The following is an 18906-nucleotide window of genomic DNA, read 5'->3' as shown; positions in this document are numbered from 1 at the left end:
GATGCCAAATACAACTACGTAATTAAGTGTTTTTAGTATTTTTATGCATTTTAAACTTAAGTCATTATTTACTATTGGTTTGTTTGCAGTAACGCTGCCAACAATAGCCAAACAACCTACCAAAGTAGAAATTCGCGAGCCAGAAGCCACCACCTCAATTGTACAAAAGCAATTAGTCACAGGTGAGCAATACATGGTTGCCGCAGCCAACCCTTATGCCTCGCAAGCAGGGCAGCAAATTCTAGCCAAAGGCGGTAGCGCAGTCGATGCGGCAATTGCAACGCAATTAGTTCTGACCTTAGTTGAGCCACAGTCGTCGGGCATTGGTGGTGGTACATTTATGATGTACTACAACAAAGCCGATAACACTCTCACTAGCTTTGATGGCCGTGAAACCGCACCGCAAAATGCAGACGAAAACCTGTTTTTAGATAAACACGGTAAAGCCGTTAAATGGATTGAGGCGGTTGTTGGCGGTCGCTCTGTAGGTGTGCCAGGTATTTTGCACGCCTTTGCAAACGCGCATCAACAATACGGTAAGCTTGCTTGGAGCGAGTTATTTAAACCCGCTATTAAACTGGCCGAGCAGGGTTTTGAGGTGTCGCCACGTTTACACGGGTTATTGGCTCGCCAATTAAACCCAGGTGTAATGAGCATGCCGGTGATTAACGAGTACTTTTACCCTAATGGGAAGTTAATTAAAGCCGGTACTATTAAAAAAAATCAGCCTTTAGCAAATTTATACAAAGACATTGCTAAACGAGGCATTGATGCATTTTATAAAGGCGATAACGCTAAACAAATGGTAAACGCAGTGCAAAATTCAAAAATTGCACCGGGTACATTAAGCGAATCAGACCTGGCTAATTATAAAAGCAAGCAACGCGATGCTGTGTGTATTAAATACCGTGCTTATAATGTGTGCTCTATGGCCCCACCTAGTAGCGGAGGTGTAGCGGTATTACAAATTTTAGGCTTACTTGAACACAAAGACATAAGTGCGCTTAAGCCTAATAGCGAAGAGGCAATTCATTACTTTAGCCAAGCCTCACGCATAGCATTTGCCGATCGTAATATGTACATGGGCGACCCTGATTTTACGCAAGTGCCTACCAAAGAGCTGTTAAATAAAAAGTACATTGCATCACGCGCCAAGCTTATTACTGAGCAAGACACAAAAGCAGTAGCAGGTAACCCCGTAGGCTATTTAAGCTACGCAAAAGATGATTCTTTTGAGTTGCCATCAACTTCTCACGTATCCATTGTAGATAGCTTTGGTAATGCCGTATCTATGACCAGCTCAATTGAAATGGCGTTTGGCTCAACGGTGATGGTTAATGGCTTTATTTTAAATAACCAATTAACCGATTTTGCGCTTTCGCCACGTATTGACGGCAAATTAGTAGCTAACCGCGTTGAAGCGGGAAAACGCCCACGCAGCTCTATGTCGCCGGTAATGGTGTTTAACAACGACGGCAGCTTACGTTTAGTGGTTGGCTCGCCAGGCGGCAGCCGTATCATTGATTATGTGGCGCAAGTGGTTATTGGTGTACTGGATTGGAACTTATCGGCCCAAGAGGCGATTAACCTGCCAAGAACCACCAACCGTAACGATTACACTAGCCTTGAAAAAGGCACCGCGCTTGAAGCCATAGCACCGCAATTAACTAAACGCGGCCATAATGTGCGTGTACTTGATTTAAACTCTGGTTTACATGCGGTAGAGGTCAAAGATAATAAATTGTATGGCGGTGCCGACCCGCGTCGCGAAGGGGTTGCTTTGTCGGATTTAACTGACAAAAACGCCACTATCAAATTTTAATTTATGTATAATAGCCATGCAGGCAGTGATGCCTGCATGTGTTTTCTCTCAATGGTCTGACAAGCTGAATTGTCATTGCAATTTAACCTTTTACAATGATAATGGCAGATCATAACTTAAGACTCCGTTAAAGCCTGGAAATATGACAACTAATACTGATCCTAACTACCTTTATATTCCTTACTCTGGCCCTGGCCTAATTGAAACCCCGCTTTTAAACAAAGGCAGTGCGTTTAGTAAAAAAGAACGCGAAAACTTTAACCTTGCCGGTTTGCTTCCGCCACGTTTTGAAACAATTGAAGAACAGGTTGAGCGTTGTTATCAGCAGTATTCAAGCTTTAACGATAACTTAAACAAGCATATTTACTTACGTGCCATTCAAGATAACAACGAAACGCTATACTATCGTTTAGTGCGTGATCACCTTGAAGAAATGATGCCAATTATTTACACGCCAACCGTTGGCGATGCGTGTGAAAAATTCTCAGATATTTACCGCAGTGCACGTGGCTTATTTATCTCGTACGAAGATCGCTATCAAATTGACGATATCCTTCGCAACGCTACCAAAGGCAAAGTAAAAGTAATAGTGGTTACCGATGGTGAACGTATTTTAGGCCTAGGCGATCAGGGTATTGGTGGCATGGGTATTCCTATTGGTAAATTATCACTTTACACAGCGTGTGGTGGTATTAGCCCAGCGTACACATTACCTGTAATGCTTGATGTAGGTACTAACAACGAAAAGCTTCTTAACGACCCTATGTACATGGGCGCACGTCATAAGCGTATAGCGCAAGATGAGTACGATGAGTTTTTAGACTTATTTATTAAAGCAGTTAAACGTCGCTGGCCAAATGTATTACTGCAATTTGAAGATTTTGCACAGCCAAACGCTATGCCGTTACTTAAACGCTACCGTAACGAAATTTGTAGCTTTAACGATGACATTCAAGGTACAGCAGCGGTAACGGTAGGCTCTTTATTAGCTGCGTGTCGTGTTAAAGGCTCAACCCTTAGCGAGCAAAAAGTAGTATTTGTTGGTGCAGGCTCAGCCGGGTGTGGTATTGCTGAACAAATTATTAGCCAAATGGTATTTGAAGGCATTAGCGAAGCGCAAGCGCGCAGCCAAGTATTTATGGTTGACCGTTTTGGCCTACTAACAGAAGGCATGGAAGGCTTACGCGACTTCCAACAAGCACTAGCACAACCAAAAGCGGCTTTAAGTGATTGGACTTACAGCGGCGAATACGCTTCATTATTAGATGTAATGCACTGTGCAGCACCTGATATTTTAATTGGTGTATCGGGGCAACCGGGCTTATTTACTGAGCAAGTTATCCGCGCTATGCACTCAGACTGTGAGCAACCGATTATATTCCCATTAAGTAACCCATCTAAGCAGGTTGAAGCACACCCAGCCGATGTTATTAAATGGACTGAAGGTAAAGCACTTGTAGCAACGGGTAGTCCTTTTGAGCCAGTAGAATTTAATGGTGAAGAGTTCCCAATTCCACAATGTAATAATAGTTATATTTTCCCAGGTATTGGTCTGGGTGTAATTGCAGCAAAGGCAACACGCATTACTGATGCAATGCTGAGTATGTCCAGTGAAATGCTTGCTGAGTCATCACCTCGTGCAAACACTGGCAAAGGCAGCTTATTACCTGCACTTACCGAAATTGAAACATTAAGTAAGCGTATTGCATTTGCAGTAGCTAAAAAAGCAATCGAAGAGGGCGTAGCGCTAGAGATTAGCGATGATGCACTGTGGGCTGCTATTAACAAAAATTACTGGTTACCTAAATACCGTAACTACAAACGTTGTAGCATTTAATTACGCTGAGTCACGTAAAGTAAATAAGGCTGTACACTGTGTTACAGCCCGTTATAAAAAACAGGCAATTGCCTGTTTTTTTGTGCTTGTTCATTTATTGTTAACCACGTAGGCTCTTTAATAGAGACAACGAAATACAATGGATAATGCAATGAAAACACACATTCTTATATTAAGTAGCGCAATTGCCTTAAGTACCTTAAGCCTTGCTGCGCATGCAAACTCAACGCCTAACGCTCCCCATATTTATGTTAAAGGTGAAGCAACCGTTACCACTATGCCTGATTACGTACAATTAAGCGTAGGCATTGTAGAAATAAATAAAGACCTAATTGATGCTAAAAACAAAGCCGATAAAACCATGGCCAAAGCAATTAAATTAGTAAAAGAGCTGGGTATTAAAGACGCTAATATTAATGCAGGGCATATTTCTATAAATCGTGAAAGCCAATATAACCGCACATCGGGTAATCAAGAGTTTAAAGGCTTTAGGGTATCACGCACGTTAAGCGTTAAACTCTCTGAAATGGAAAAATACCCTCAGTTGTTACAAAACTTAGTAAATAATGGCATTAACCAAATAAACCAAACTCAGTTTTTAGCGAGTAATTATGAGGAGCTACACAAACAAGCGCAAAAGCTGGCCATTAAAGATGCCCGTAAAGCCGCCAAAGAATTAAGTACAGATTATGGTGTTGAACTAAAAGGGCTGTATACGGCGTCACTTAGCCCAATGAACGTACCTGCGCAGCCTTATACCCGTGCAGAAAAAACCATGATGGTGGCAGATAGTGCACCAGGGAATTTTGTTCCTGATGCGTATCATGCTGGAGAAATTAAAATAACTGCGTCAAGCTATGCGGTTTATATTATTGACTAGTCTGTTGGTTTGTAAAACGAGCCACTAGTTTTTCCCCTTGAGGCTTGCTAATACGGGCTATAGCATTGAGCATGTTGGTAATTTCTTGTCTATCATATTCGTTACTCACATGCTCATTTATGTCATCGACTATGGCGATTAAGTAATTAAATAGGCTATTTCGTGCATCTTCATCTTTATGCGCCACAAACAATATATTTTTAAAAGCTTCTAAAACGTTCGTCATCACATACGCATCCGCTTTTGCGTAATTGCGCAGTGGCGTAAAGTTATCGTGTAACAACTCATCAAAACTGGTTTCGTGTATAAAGAGCAAAGGGGCATTGTCACTGTGTTTAAACGAATAGTTTATATCGTTAAGCGACAGCCGCTCAATTAATAAAATACTTAGCATATCTATCGATTTAACCGCTGTACCGGGATCGTTTATACCTGGGCTCATCGCTTTTACGGCAATTTCTGAAATTTGCGTTAAACCATAACGGTAATGATCGCTAATGTACTCTTCTATATAAAAAATAAAGCAATCTAAAATTTTAGCTATTAGCTCATCGTTATTAGAAATGTCTTTGTCACATTTTAAAAAAGGATAGCCTTTAACGGTAAAATAGCCCTGGTTTACCGAGATATACACCCGAATGTTTTCCTCGGCTAATATGGCGCATAATTTATCTGTGTGTACGCCTTTGTAATACCCTTCGGTCGTACTATTAACTGAGTGCCACTGTGTAAAATCAGGAAAGTCAGTGAATGGCTTTTCTGATTGCCTATCAACAATGGCTTTAATTTCGCGTTTTGTTTGGCTAAATAAACCATTAAGTACATTATCTACTTGAATAGCTTTAGATATTGAATGAATAAAAAATACAAACAAACCAAGCGACACTAAGCCAAACACCAAAGACAGCAACACCCCAAGCGATGGAATAGCCGTGTCGCCGCCTTCGAGCTTATTAATATTAATGAGCATAATAATTGAGTAAATTATGCTACCTAAATAAAAGCCCAATACCATTTGATGCGATTTTCGGGTAATAAGCCCAGGTACAACTCGTGGTGATAAACTGGCACTGGCCGAATTTAATACCACCATCACCATAGAAAAACTAAATACGGTAAGCGAAATAATACTACCCGCTAAGGTGCTTAAAATTGTACGGGCATTTTCTGTGCTATCTACTAACATCACAGATATAAACGATTTAAGCTGCTCTACAGGTGCAATATATTCTAGCGACATGGTTAAAACAGCAAAAAGTAAAAAACCAACCGAGAGTACAGAAGGATAAAAGCCAATGCTATTGATCATTTCACGGTAGCGGTCGGCTACTTTGCGTGGGACAAACATAAATTCCTTTAATTGCATTATTAAGTTCAACTAATACACACTTTAGCATACTTACCAAGTAAACTTATGATTGTGCAAAACTATGTTATTATTGCCAAAAATAAAAACAGGACAATACCGTGATAATCTCAACGTATGCTGCGCTTTTAGCGTTTTATTATATTTACTTAAGTTTTAATGTGATCAAAGTGCGCCGCAGTGAGCAAGTGTCGCTAGGCGATAACGGCAACACTAAATTACAACGTGCTGTGCGTGCTCACGCCAACTTTATGGAATACGTACCATTTGCGATTATTTTGCTTTTTTTAGCCGAATACCAGGGCCTTGCCAGCCATTATTGTAATATTTTAGGTGGCGCATTATTGATAGGGCGCGTGTTTCACAATTTAGGCATAGTTGAAAAGAACCTTAAATACCGCCAAATTGGGACCATTGCCACCTTTTTAGTAATGGTTATTAGTGCCTTTATATTACTTGTAACACGAAATAGTTAAGTAATAGCCTTATGAGTAAACTATTTATAATTGGACTTCCTCGTACAGGCACCACGAGTGTATGCCACGCTTTTTTAGAGTTTGGCATTGCCACTGCGCACACCGCGTACACCGCGTATTGTTTTGAAAATGCCACAGCTATAGCCGATACCCCTGTATTTAATGACTACAAAGCATTAGATAACCATTACCCCGGCGCTAAATTTATCTATTTAGTCCGCGAAAAAACAGCTTGGATCCCCTCAATTAGGCAATTATTGCAGCGTATGTACACTAATTTAACGCGCCCAGATGGCGGGTTTAATATTCATATTAAACGTTGTTACTTAACGACCTTTAATGACTTAACTATTGATAACATTAACAATGATGATTATTTATCAACGTGTTACGACACCCATTTAACACAGGCGCGGGAGTATTTTAAGCACCGTAATAACGATTATTTAGAAATTGATATAGCTAATCCACAAAGTTTTGCTCAGCTCACTGCGTTTTTGGCTATTAAAGCCGAGCGCACCGACTTTGAAAAAATGAATAGTGGCGGCAAAGTGACCGCCTGGAACGATATAAAACACCCTTTAAAAATTGACTCAACAGCAAAAGGGCGCATAGATAAGCATTTACCTTATTTGCGATAATTTTGCGCTAGGCTGCAAGATTTTTACTGGCAAATACGCTAAAATCCTCGCATAATTTTCTAAGTAGTACAAAAAATGTTTGAATTGAAATACAACACCCCATTTGAATGGACCGAAGCGGTTTTAGCCGACTTTAATACATTTTTACAAGATCACGCCGCTGCTGAAAAAAAGGCATCGGGCATGGCTATTTCTATGCTGTCTCATTACCCAGACAAACGTAAATTGGTAAAAGCCATGACCGATTTAGCGCTAGAAGAATTAATCCATTTTAAACAAGTGCTTAAACTGCTTATAGAACGCGATACAAACTTAGGCGATGACAAAAAAGATCCGTACATCAAACAAATACGTGCTTTATTTAGACATGGCCGCGATGGATTTTTAATGGATAGATTATTGGTTGGCGGCGTAATAGAAGCCCGTGGCCACGAGCGTTTTTCGTTAGTTGCTCAAGCATTACCAGAGGGTAAAGAAAAAGACTTTTATGTAGCCATAGCTAAATCAGAAGAGAAACATAAAAACTTATTTGTAGAGTTAGCGTACGAATACTTTGATAAAGAAGAAGTTGACGTTCGTTTAGAAGAGCTACTAGTAGCAGAAGCTGAAATTTGTAAAAGTATTCCTTTTACAGCTGCACTGCATTAAGAATAAATAGGGCACTTTTTTGTGCATAAATTGGGGTATGGTTTTTACTATGCCCTTGTTTAAAGGACATAGTTATTAGGACTTGAAATACTTTTTATTTTTAATTCTTTATTTGAGTATGCGCCTTTAAAATTAAAGCAGCTCAGCTTTGTTGTGTACCATACCAATAAACTTTGCTGTAAACCTTTCATTTGTTCACGCCTTTATTTCACATTACCAAATAACACAAAGTTATTGCACCCGATTTGTTTAACTATGGTGTATCAAATACTTCAAAAATACTGATGTACCTTAATGCCCAGTGCAAAAAAATAATGACAGGTGAGTTTAAAAACTTAGAACATGAACCCCAGATTTTATGAGGTTACACACTTAAATTAGTTCAATTATTAGCAAACGTAACACATACTAGGACCGAAAAAGCAGGGCACTGAGTAATGGATGAAAAACTAGTACGAGTAACTTCGTTAATGGGTGAATTTTTCGCTGATAAAAAGTTTCAAAACACCTTAGTTTTAAAGGCCTAGTTAACCATTTTGGCTAACACGAACATAAAACCATGCCGTTAGAGCTGTATTAATTTTTATATAATTAGGTTACTCAAACCGCTTTTTTGTTTTCATCTATTTTTTAGTATTAAACCATTAAAGTATAAATCGCTTTTAATTGATTAATATTTATACGCTATAAGTGTGCGTATACGCTTTATGTTAGGGTGATTACACATAGAAAACCACAAAGAGCTCAATTTAACATAATACATGTAGGTATATAAAAAACCCTTTATTCGCTAGATCTACAAACAACGTTATTGCGTTAAATATAAGGCGAGGGTAACTGTATACTCGCGACTTATATTAGTAATACCAAAAGCCTAAGACGATATTATTGTATTTATAAACAATTAGTTAGATACATATTGCTGTAATAATGTACTGCTAATTTTTACCCTCATTTAATTGAGGATAAAACAATGAAGACAATAATAAAGGCATCAATAGTACTTACAGGGTTATGTTTTGCGCACAGTGCAAGTGCAGACAACTGTTTACAAGGTTGCCCAACAGGTTTAGATAATGGCAATACAATTGAGCGAAGTATTTATAGTTTACTGTTGCAAATTCAATCTCGAATGACAGGCACGCCCTTAAACCCGATGATTACACCGATGCATATGCAACAATAAATACCGATAGAGGCCATAAAGTTCCATTAGTATCTTTTAGCAAAACGGCTGAATGGAAAGTAACAAACTTACTTTCTAATATTACGCCGCAATCATCCGCATTAAATCAAGGGCCATGGGTTAGGCTTGAATCTGCAGTGCAAAATCACGTAGGAAATGGAAATGATTTATATGTAGTAACAGGTCCATTATACAAATATTATTTTGCAGAGTTACCACAAGCTAACGAAGCGCATACCATTCCAAGTGGCTATTTTAAAATTGTTATGCAGCAAACTGGTAGCATAATTAAAACGTCGGCATTTATTATGGAGCAAACAGCGAGTCGCAGTGATAACTTTTGTAATACCGAAGTAAGTATTGATGAAGTTGAATCGCGCTCTGGTATAAATGTAATGCCAAACTTATCGTATAACAGTGCACATACAATTGAATCATCAGTGTATGGTTTAAGGTCTGAGCTAGGTTGTAACTGAGTCATATTATTTTTGATTAAAGCCTTAGGTTTTGAAAAACTTAAATCTAAGGCCTTATACTAAACCTGATATGAAGCGCTATAAATTCTTGTAGAAGTAAGTTAAACGAGGGTTACAAAATTTGAGTCTGTTTAAATAAAGGCAATTAGTTTTTATAAAGGGAGTTTAGATGGAATTTGTAATTGCTAGGCTTTATAAGATTAAATGGCTACATAAATATTATCGAAAATATCGGTGTAAAATGTAGTGCGTAAATAGTGTTAAAAGTTTTTCATAACGTTTTAAATGACCAACTGAAAGAGCAACTTTAAACGGTATTACTCAAAACACCAAAAATAGGGGTTTAACCACAAATAATAGAAGCTACTTACTTTGGTTATGTAATAATTTATCTTATTTAACATAATATAAATTATAGGTAGTTATGTATATTATAATAAGGAGTGTGTAATACACTCCTGCTATGTCCAATACTAGACGGTATCGGACATTAGGTTTGTTTTTAGCAAACTATGCTTTTTAGTTTATTCCTGATCATTACGCTTTTATTATTCATTACACTCAGCACTTTACTGACTGTATTTCTCACAAAGTACTTTAAGCGTTGGTTACTTTAAAGTTTTAAACACATAGGCTTTTAGATTGTAATTTTCATCAACGTTCATTCATCACAGTACTTTTTAAACACGTTTTAAAATGCCTAAATTTATACAAAGTTTGTTCGTATTTAAAAAAGCCAGTTAGGTTTCCTTTTTGAAAATAAAAACTCATTCAGCCAGCTTTACCGTAGGTTTTAAAAAGTTGCCTAAAACAACCTAGGCTAATCCATACTTAAAATACGTTCTGCGGTGTATTCATTAGTAATTAAACCGCTGATCATATTTGATCTAACTGCACCCAGTATCGCAAGTACTTTATCTTCACCTGCAGCTATGGCATAAATTTGTTTATTACCTTCAATTTTTAATGGCGTACTGGCAACGCGTTGGTTTACAGTGCAATCAATTAATTGGCCGCGTTTGTCGTAAACCCAGCTGATCATTTCGCCAACAGCTCCTAAATTTTGTAGCTCTTTTAGTTCTTGCTCATCTACAAAGCCATCGATATGTAATGGCGATTTTTCGCCTAAGCTACCTACACCAACAAAAGTCACATCGGCTTGAGTGGCCAATTTTAAGTTACTGGTAATATTATGCTGTGAATGCAATTGCTGTTTCTCTTCAACACTTCTTGGTAATACAGGAAGCGGCATTGGGTAATGCTTTGCATTTATATGCTCGGCCATTCTAACAACCACATCATAAGGTGAAGCCGACCCATCAAGTGCCATATTACCAAGCATAGCCACTACTTTGTGTTGGCTACAATCTAGCGTTGGCAGTTCATCAACACATGCACGTAATACGCGCCCAGTACCCATAGCTAAAATTTTCGGTGTTTCCGATTTTAAATGGCGCTGTATCTCAGCTGCGCCGGCTTGCGCTAAACCCACTGTAGAGTTTGGATCTGAACCATCACTTGGCACTACTTCACAGGAGTCTAAACCAAAGCGGCTTTTAATTTTTTCTGCTAAATCCATGCATTTAGCAATAGGATGATCGAGCCTTACTTTTATAAGCCCTTGGCTTACAGATAATGCCACCATACGCTGAGCCGATTGACGAGATACATTGAGCTTTTTGGCAATTTCGTCTTGTGTTTTACCCGCAACATAATAGAGCCACCCTGCTCTAGCTGCATCATCGAGCTTACGTATTTCTGTATTTGATAGCTTTGCCACATAAACCTCTTATTTTGATAAGCCGCTTAATTTTAGCGATAAATCATTTTATAATATTTGCAAATATATCATTCATTTATAAAATGCCGAAGTGTCACATTAATTTAATAACCAATACTTTAGGTAAATTTGCTATTTCTAAAGTATTGGTTTAAAACAGCGGATTAAACTGTTGGGTTTTTAATCGTTAACCCATTTTTATCAAATCTATGTACCTTGTGCTCAGGCGCACTTAAATAGATAGTGTCGCCATATTTTAGTGGGCAATCGCCATCTGCTTTTACTGTAACCGTACTGCCACCTTCAATGGTTACATGTAAAAAGCTTTCAGAACCTAAATGCTCGATTACGCCTACAGTACCTTGCCAAGTACCTGTCTCAGATGAAATTTCAAAGTGCTCAGGACGCACACCTAAACTGTGCGTTTGTGCATGGCTATCGTTATCTACTTCAATAAAGTTCATTTTTGGTGAACCAATAAAGCCTGCCACAAATTTATTTACCGGGTGCTGATACAGCTCAAGTGGCGTACCAACTTGCTCAATAATGCCACCATTAAATACGGCAATTCTGTCTGCCATTGTCATTGCTTCAACTTGGTCATGTGTTACATAAATCATTGTTGTAGCTAAGCTTTTGTGTAGCTCTGAAATTTCTAAGCGCATATTTACACGCAACGATGCATCTAAATTTGAAAGCGGTTCGTCAAACAAAAATGCCGACGGTTGCCTTACTATTGCGCGACCTATTGCTACACGTTGGCGCTGCCCGCCCGATAATTGCCCTGGTTTACGGTCTAAGTAATCAGTTAAATTGAGTATTTTAGCGGCATTTGCTATTTTACTTTCAATTTCAGCAGGGCTTACTTTTGCACGCTTTAGTGGAAACGCAATATTATTGCGTACACTCATGTGCGGGTATAAAGCGTATGATTGAAATACCATAGCTAAGCCACGTTTTGCCGGTGGCGTCTGTGTTGCATCTTGGCCATCAATCTCAATTGTGCCGCTGGTTGTGTCTTCTAATCCGGCAATCATACGTAGTAATGTTGATTTACCACAGCCAGACGGCCCTACAAATACAATAAATTCGCCGTCTTTTATCTCTAAATCAAGCGGTTTAATTACGTTTACTTCATCAAAACTTTTAGTTACTTTTTTTAGTGTGATGCTGCCCATGTGTGTTCTCCTACTTTACTGCGCCAAAGCTTAAGCCGCGCACTAATTGTTTTTGACTAAACCAACCAAGAATTAATATTGGCACAATGGCCATGGCAGAAGCTGCCGACAACTTGGCGTAAAATAACCCTTCTGGGCTTGAGTAACTGGCAATAAATGCCGTTAGTGGTGCGGCATTCGCAGCGGTTAAAATGAGTGTCCAAAATGCTTCGTTCCATGCCAAAATTACGTTTAACAGTAATGTTGAGGCTATGCCAGGTAATGCGATTGGCAGTAATACATGAAATATTTCTTCGCCAATAGTTGCGCCATCCATTCGTGACGCTTCTAAAATTTCACCCGGAATTTCTCTAAAGTAGGTGTATAACATCCATACCATAATTGGTAAGTTTATTAAGGTCATAACAATAACTAAGCCCAGTTTTGTATCTAACAAAGCAAAGTCTCTAAAGAGTAAATAAATAGGAATTAACACCCCTACCGGCGGGAGCATTTTTGTAGAAAGCATCCACATAAGTAGGTTTTTAGTTTTTTTCGTTTGTACAAACGCCATTGACCACGCGGCTGGTACCGCTATTAATAAGCCCAATAAACTTGAGCCTAGTGATATAACCACTGAGTTCCAAAAGTGGTCAAAATACGGCGAGCGCGCTAACACATCTTGGTAGTTTTCCAGCGTCCAATCAAAAGCAAATAACGCGGGTGTGGCTGATATTGCTTCTGCTTCGGTTTTAAAACTGGTGATTAATGTCCACAAAATTGGGAAAAAAATCATCCCACTGATGGTCCATGCTGCCAGGGTATAAATTAGTTTTGATTTTTTATTTGCTGCACTAGCCATGATTAACCCTCTAAGTTTTTACCAATAAGGCGCATTAAAAATATGGCTACAATATTGGCAATAATTACTGCAACTATGCCTCCTGCTGAGCCCCCGCCTACATCAAATTGTAATAACGATTGGGTGTAAATTAAGTAGGTAATGTTGGTTGATGCATACCCAGGCCCGCCACTGGTTGTCACTAAAATTTCTGCAAAAATAGACAGTAAAAATATAGTTTCAATTAAAATAACAGCGGTAACAGCGCGTGATAAATGCGGTAGCACTATGTAAAAAAACTTACTAAAAGGCCCGGCACCATCTAAATCGGCAGCTTCGAGTTGTTCGCGGTCAAGCGATTGAATTGCCGTGAGTAATATCAACGCTGCAAACGGTAACCACTGCCAAGAAACAATAATAATGATTGAAAACAACGGCATTTGTGCAAAAAAGTCGATTGGCTCAAACCCAAGCCATATTGCAAAATGTGCAAATAATCCATTTACAGGGTTCATAAACATGTTTTTCCACACCAAAGCCGATACGGTTGGCATAACAAAAAATGGGGCGAGAACCATAATACGAACATAGTTTCGCCCCCATATTGCTTGGTCGAGGAGAACAGCTAAACCAATACCACCACAAATAGTGATAGCTAATACACCCGTTACTAAATAAAGGGTATTAAAAAAGGATTCAACAAATGCAGGATCTGTTAAAAAAAACTCGTAGTTTAAAAAGCCTACAAATTCACGTTCACCAGGAATAAGTAAGTTGTAATCTACAAATGAGAAATAGAGTGTCATGCACAGCGGCACTATCATCCATCCTAGTAATAAAATTACACTAGGAAATAGCATTATGCGTGCAAGCGTACGAGACTGTGTAGTTGCCATATCAGTGACCTTCAAAAAGTCAGCATTAACCTTAGTAACAACGACAAACGGCTACTAGATAACATGCTAATGCTGACGAAAAATACGAGGTAAGCATTTAACTTACCCGCCTACTTATTTAGGGTAGCGTGCTTTACGCATGGTGCGCTCAACTAAGCGCTGTGATGTGCTTAACGCTTGCTCAACAGTCATTTGCCCAGTAAGTGCAGCAGAAAACTGTTGCCCAACAGCCGTGCCAATGCCTTGAAATTCAGGAATAGCCACAAACTGAATGCCAACATAAGGTACGGGTTTTACAGTAGGATTTTTCGGGTCGGCCGAATTAATAGAATCAAGCGTTATTTGTGCAAACGGTGCTGCATTCATGTATTGCTCGTTTTCATAAAGTGATGCGCGAGTCCCTGGTGGTACCTTTGCCCAGCCTTTGTTATCGGCAACTAATTGGCTGTATTCTTTTGATGTAGCCCAGCTAATAAATTTCATTGCAGCATCAGATTTTTTACTGCTTGAAGGAATTGCAAGTGTCCATGACCATAGCCAATTACCACGTTTACCAAGGCCATTATCAGGTGCAAGTGCAAAGCCTACTTTATCAGCTACTTCAGAATCTTTTTTATTGGTTACAAATGCGCCAGCAACCGTTGCATCAATCCAAATACCACATTTACCCGTTTGAAATAACGCTAGGTTTTCGTTAAAGCCATTCGCTGACGAACCCGCAGGACCAGACTCTTTCATAACATCTACATAGTACTGGAGTGTAGCCTTCCACTCTGGGGTGTTAAATTGTGGTTTCCAATTTTCATCAAACCAACGAGCGCCAAACGAATTTGCCATTGAAGTAATTAAAGCCACATTTTCGCCCCAACCTGCCTTACCACGTAAACAAAGGCCATAAACACCTTCATCTTTATTGGTCATTGCTTTTGCAGCTTTTTGAATAAAGCTCCACGTAGGCGCGTTTGGCATTTCTAAACCGGCTTTTTCCATTAGATCTGTACGGTACATAACCATAGAGCTTTCGCCATAAAATGGGGCCGCGTATAATTTGTTATCTATCGTTAAACCACTGCGAATAGCAGGTAGTAAGTCATCAACGTCGTAATTTTCACCTAGGTTATCAAGCTCAGTTAGCCAGTTTTGTTTACCCCAAATTGGCACTTCATAGGTGCCAATAGTCATTACGTCGTATTGGCCGCCTTTTGTGGCAACATCGGTTGTTACACGTTGACGTAAAATATTTTCTTCAAGTGTTACCCATTTTAATGAAATATCTGGGTTTTGTTCTTCAAAATGATTGCTTAGCTCTTTCATGGTGATCATGTCACCATTGTTAACAGTGGCAATGGTTATGGTTTCTTTAGCGGCTACGTTAATAGCCATAACTGAACACGCGAGCATTAATAATTTAGTTTTCATCGGGTTAACCCTCATAAATATGTTAAATGACGCTTAAAAAATAACTGTAAAGCGCCTTAGTAAATAAAGCGGTGAGTAATTTCAACGTATTTACAACGCTGAAATTACCTTTAAACCAAACAGTAAGTTAGTAAGCTATTTAAAATTTAACTGAGATTTCTGAGGTGAAACCGTCAAAACCACGGCCAATTTGACCACCTGAGTTTGCGCCTTCTTCTTGGTTTACATACTCAACTTTTAATAGTGTTGAATCAGTAAACCAGTAACCTGCGGCTACTTGTAAGCGCTCAACGGTGTTATCGTTTTGGCTGATTAAATCGGAAGTGTTTTCTGACTCTGCATAGCGTGCGGCTACGTAAAGTTTTTCAGGAATAATGTATTGCTGCGCTTCAACTGCGTAATATTCTACTGAGCTCTCGCCTTTAATTACGCTGTTTGAATCAAATGTGGTGCCGTTTTCGTCTGCTACGCCATTTGTGCCAAAGTAGGTAATACCTGCCACTGCGTTACCTGCAGAGTCTGCAAAGGTGTAATCGTCAGACGATTTACCTAACATTAATATGATGCTGGTTTGATCTGATGGCTGATACGCTAAATTTAATTGAATGATAGACTGATCAAGGCCTGGCATAACACCTACGTGAGTATCACGTTCGCTTGAAGGAGAAGCCGAAAAGTTATAGTTTTCGCCATCACCAAAACGGTAATTTGTTGTAGTAAGTCCATCTAAGCTTGCTACGCCATTTTCAAAACGAAGCTGGTCGCCTTGGTTAGCTTGTAAGTAATTTAAACCAACTTTAAAGCCACCTTCAAACTCTAACGTACCTTGTAAGCGGTAGTTAAAGCCTCTATCTTCTTGGAATGCTTCACCAAAACTTGATGTTGTAATATGACCCGCCACGTTGTAAGAACGAAGCACACCACTGTCAAATGTTTCTGTGTAGCTTAATTGTGCACCGTTTTCTGCGGTTGCGTAGTCGTTAATGCCGTTACCAATTAAGGCATTACCTTGGTTATCAGCGCCATCTTGAAAACCTTTAAACTGAAATGGAGAGGCACCAATATTACCTAAACGAAGCGTTAAATTTTCGTTTTCGTTTGGTGTGCCGTATAAGCCAAGTAAATCGAATTCAATACCTGCAAAGTCATTATGAAACGAAAAATCACGGTCGCCGCCGCCAAAATCGTTTGGCTCTTCGGCTATATCAATGTCGGCAGTAATGTATTCATTGATATGAAACTTAAGCATTAAGTTAGCTCTTATACGCCCAAAACCTGATGATTGCTCTTCATCTTCAGGACGAAATGAACCGTCTTTAGCTTGAATAGACTGAAAGTTTTGCATTGCTAGAAAGTTAACGTCAAGGCGGTCAAAGTAATCTGACATATCTGCTTGTGCTGGCGCCGCCAACGCTGCTGCTACTAACGTTAGCGCAAATTTAGCTTTCTTATTATTTAACATAATGAACTCTCTATTTAGTGTGTTGTGTATTTTCAGTGTGCAGCTAAAGCAAATGAGCATTTTACTAAAATGTGTTTTTAAACTTCTCAATGAGCATTGGCTCAGCTAGTGAGCATAATCACAAATGAATAATGTAACGTCAACATCTTTTATTACAAAACATTTACATGAAATCGTATTTATAAAAATTTATATTTATAAACAAGGGGTTAATAGTTTCGAATTTCAAAATAAAATTACTATTTATGACTAAAGTCTTATTTAAACTGGACTACAGAGGCCTATTGAAGCGCGTTATTTAACATTTATACCAATCCGCATAATTAAGTGATCTATTTTGAGGATGGATAAACGTGTTGATGGCAAGGCAAAAAATTCGCTATTTAGTTGTTCTCGGCAATTGCTCCTGCATTGCTCTACCTTCTGCATCCATGCAGTCGTAAATGAGAATTTTTTAACGCAGATAGCGACACGTTTAGCCCCTGAAAATGATTAAATATTATTGCGGATTGGTATTGTTAACCAATTTAATGGTTTGGGTGTTTAATGAATGTGGCAGATTTAGGCGCACTAAAGCGCTAATTGATTGTTTTTTGATTTACTTTCTTGAGCTTATACAGTGCTTAGCATAAAATTAAATTACTTTAGATGTATTATAAATAGAAGTAATTAACATATGGAATTTGTGCGCCCGCTTGAGCCTATACTTATTATTGATGACGTTAAGGAAATACGTGACTACCTAAACCAAATATTAACGGAGCTAGGCTTTGAAGATATTTTAGAAAGCAACGATTACCTTTCTGCTAAACCCCTTCTTGATAAAAAATCACCCAATGTCATATTTTTGGATGTAGACTTACCTGACTCTGAAAGCTCTGATATTCTAGAACACATTAATGATAGTTACCCCCACGCGCACGTTGTTATGTGCTCGGGTCATAACACCCTTGAAAACGTGCAAAACACATGGGAATTAGGTGCCAAAGGCTTTATAGAAAAACCTTTTAACGCTAAAAAAGTTAATTCTGTTATGAAGCGCCTCGAACTAAGCGAATAAAATAAGGTCAGTATGCAAAACACTGTTTCGGCAATTATCGACGATTTATCGAGTGTTATTTTTGGAAAAAAACAACAAATAAAACTAGCACTCACCTGCTTATTCAGTGAAGGGCATTTACTGATAGAAGATTTACCAGGTATGGGTAAAACTACGCTCTCACATGCACTTGCTGCTGTGCTAGGGCTGTCGTATCAGCGTATACAATTTACTAGCGATCTTTTACCTGCCGATATTTTAGGAACCAATGTATTTAACGCTAATGAGCACACCTTTACTTTTCATAAAGGGCCAATTTTTAGCCAAGTTGTATTAGCAGATGAAATAAACCGCGCGGGCCCTAAAACGCAAAGTGCATTACTTGAGGCAATGGAAGAGCAGCAAGTTACAGTAGATGGCAGTAAGTACACGTTACCAAATCCTTTTTTTGTAATTGCCACGCAAAACCCGCTTTATCAATCGGGTACTTACCCACTTCCTGAATCGCAGTTAGATCGATTTTTAATGCGCATAAGTTTAGGTTTCCCTCCTAAAGAGGCTGAAAAACACCTTATTTTAAACATTAAACCGCGAGACTACAGCCAATTACCGCAAAGAATAGACGCTAAGCAGCTACAGCAAATTCAAACCATAATTAATCAAATTGTGATAAGTAGCCCTGTGCTCGACTACATTATTGAATTAGTAACGCATACTCGTCAAAGCGCCGCATTTGCAGGCTCGCTGTCTCCTCGTGCAAGTATGGCGCTTGCCAAAGCGACTAAGTCGTGGGCATTTATTGAAGGGCGTGATTTTGTCACCCCTGACGATGTACAAGCTGTATTTGCAAGCGTGTGTCAGCACCGATTAGGTCTGCATAACGAATCGGGCGAAGCGCAAGTAAATGAAATTTTAAAAACTGTAGCTGTGCCAGTTTAACGTGTTATTTAAAAAAAAAGCTAAAAAGGTCAGTATATTAG

General features: G+C 38.9%; 15 protein-coding genes and 1 pseudogene. 9 read left to right on the top strand and 7 right to left on the bottom strand.

Annotated features, from left to right (window positions below; all coding sequences use genetic code 11):
- Positions 1 to 43 precede the first annotated feature (43 nt).
- From ggt to AN391_RS07350, 3 genes are all read left to right on the top strand, one after another.
- Positions 44 to 1822 carry a gamma-glutamyltransferase gene (ggt, locus tag AN391_RS07360; RefSeq protein WP_055014795.1) on the top strand — a complete coding sequence of 593 codons (1779 nt, stop codon included), beginning with the start codon at positions 44 to 46 and terminating at the stop codon, positions 1820 to 1822.
- 142 nt (positions 1823 to 1964) lie between these two features.
- Positions 1965 to 3659 carry an NAD-dependent malic enzyme gene (locus tag AN391_RS07355; protein WP_055014794.1) on the top strand — a complete coding sequence of 565 codons (1695 nt, stop codon included), beginning with the start codon at positions 1965 to 1967 and terminating at the stop codon, positions 3657 to 3659.
- 151 nt (positions 3660 to 3810) lie between these two features.
- Entirely contained in the window at positions 3811 to 4539 is a 729-nt protein-coding gene (locus tag AN391_RS07350) for an SIMPL domain-containing protein (RefSeq protein ID WP_055014793.1), read from the top strand.
- Here AN391_RS07350 and AN391_RS07345 read toward each other — a convergent pair.
- Positions 4529 to 5887, bottom strand: a complete 1359-nt coding sequence (locus AN391_RS07345) for a DUF2254 domain-containing protein (RefSeq protein WP_055014792.1) — start codon at positions 5885 to 5887, stop codon at positions 4529 to 4531. The genes AN391_RS07350 and AN391_RS07345 overlap by 11 nt on opposite strands.
- Before the next feature lie 119 nt (positions 5888 to 6006).
- Here AN391_RS07345 and AN391_RS07340 point away from each other — a divergent pair, with 119 nt between their 5' ends.
- The 4 genes and pseudogenes from AN391_RS07340 to AN391_RS07325 all read left to right on the top strand — a co-directional run bounded on the left by AN391_RS07340 (position 6007) and on the right by AN391_RS07325 (position 9332).
- Positions 6007 to 6381, top strand: a complete 375-nt coding sequence (locus AN391_RS07340) for an MAPEG family protein (protein ID WP_055014791.1) — start codon at positions 6007 to 6009, stop codon at positions 6379 to 6381.
- A gap of 11 nt (positions 6382 to 6392) precedes the next feature.
- Positions 6393 to 7022 (top strand): sulfotransferase, encoded by a 630-nt coding sequence (locus AN391_RS07335; RefSeq protein ID WP_055014790.1) that lies wholly within the window; start codon positions 6393 to 6395, stop codon positions 7020 to 7022.
- A gap of 75 nt (positions 7023 to 7097) precedes the next feature.
- Positions 7098 to 7670, top strand: coding sequence for a tRNA-(ms[2]io[6]A)-hydroxylase (locus AN391_RS07330; RefSeq protein WP_055014789.1), 573 nt, complete (start codon positions 7098 to 7100; stop codon positions 7668 to 7670).
- Between the two features lie 973 nt (positions 7671 to 8643).
- Positions 8644 to 9332: pseudogene (locus AN391_RS07325) on the top strand (DNA/RNA non-specific endonuclease).
- Between the two features lie 820 nt (positions 9333 to 10152).
- On the opposite strand, the gene AN391_RS07320 reads toward AN391_RS07325, so the two are convergent.
- The 6 genes from AN391_RS07320 to AN391_RS07295 form a co-directional block, all read right to left on the bottom strand.
- Positions 10153 to 11112 (bottom strand): sugar-binding transcriptional regulator, encoded by a 960-nt coding sequence (locus AN391_RS07320; protein ID WP_004586535.1) that lies wholly within the window; start codon positions 11110 to 11112, stop codon positions 10153 to 10155.
- A 164-nt stretch (positions 11113 to 11276) separates the two neighbouring features.
- On the bottom strand, positions 11277 to 12290 hold the full coding sequence (locus tag AN391_RS07315) for an ABC transporter ATP-binding protein (RefSeq protein ID WP_055014788.1): 1014 nt from the start codon (positions 12288 to 12290) through the stop codon (positions 11277 to 11279).
- A gap of 10 nt (positions 12291 to 12300) precedes the next feature.
- On the bottom strand, positions 12301 to 13131 hold the full coding sequence (locus AN391_RS07310) for a carbohydrate ABC transporter permease (protein ID WP_004586533.1): 831 nt from the start codon (positions 13129 to 13131) through the stop codon (positions 12301 to 12303).
- Positions 13132 to 13133: 2 nt separating this feature from the next.
- On the bottom strand, positions 13134 to 14006 hold the full coding sequence (locus tag AN391_RS07305) for a carbohydrate ABC transporter permease (protein ID WP_024033631.1): 873 nt from the start codon (positions 14004 to 14006) through the stop codon (positions 13134 to 13136).
- A 114-nt stretch (positions 14007 to 14120) separates the two neighbouring features.
- Positions 14121 to 15425 carry a sugar ABC transporter substrate-binding protein gene (locus AN391_RS07300; protein WP_055014787.1) on the bottom strand — a complete coding sequence of 435 codons (1305 nt, stop codon included), beginning with the start codon at positions 15423 to 15425 and terminating at the stop codon, positions 14121 to 14123.
- A gap of 139 nt (positions 15426 to 15564) precedes the next feature.
- Complete coding sequence (locus AN391_RS07295) at positions 15565 to 16887, bottom strand: hypothetical protein (RefSeq protein ID WP_082422682.1); 1323 nt, start codon at positions 16885 to 16887, stop codon at positions 15565 to 15567.
- A 676-nt stretch (positions 16888 to 17563) separates the two neighbouring features.
- On the opposite strand from AN391_RS07295, the gene AN391_RS07290 reads away from it, so the two are divergent.
- The gene (locus tag AN391_RS07290) at positions 17564 to 17947 is read left to right on the top strand and encodes a response regulator (protein ID WP_029772290.1); all 384 of its coding nucleotides are present in this window, start codon (positions 17564 to 17566) and stop codon (positions 17945 to 17947) included.
- A 12-nt stretch (positions 17948 to 17959) separates the two neighbouring features.
- The gene (locus AN391_RS07285) at positions 17960 to 18865 is read left to right on the top strand and encodes a MoxR family ATPase (protein WP_055014786.1); all 906 of its coding nucleotides are present in this window, start codon (positions 17960 to 17962) and stop codon (positions 18863 to 18865) included.
- Positions 18866 to 18906: the final 41 nt, after the last annotated feature.

This window comes from Pseudoalteromonas sp. P1-13-1a (assembly GCF_001401875.1).
In the GTDB taxonomy this organism is placed as follows: Bacteria; Pseudomonadota; Gammaproteobacteria; order Enterobacterales; family Alteromonadaceae; genus Pseudoalteromonas.
The sequence above is the reverse complement of the archived record's forward strand: the minus strand, read 5'-3'. Positions and strand labels throughout refer to the sequence as shown.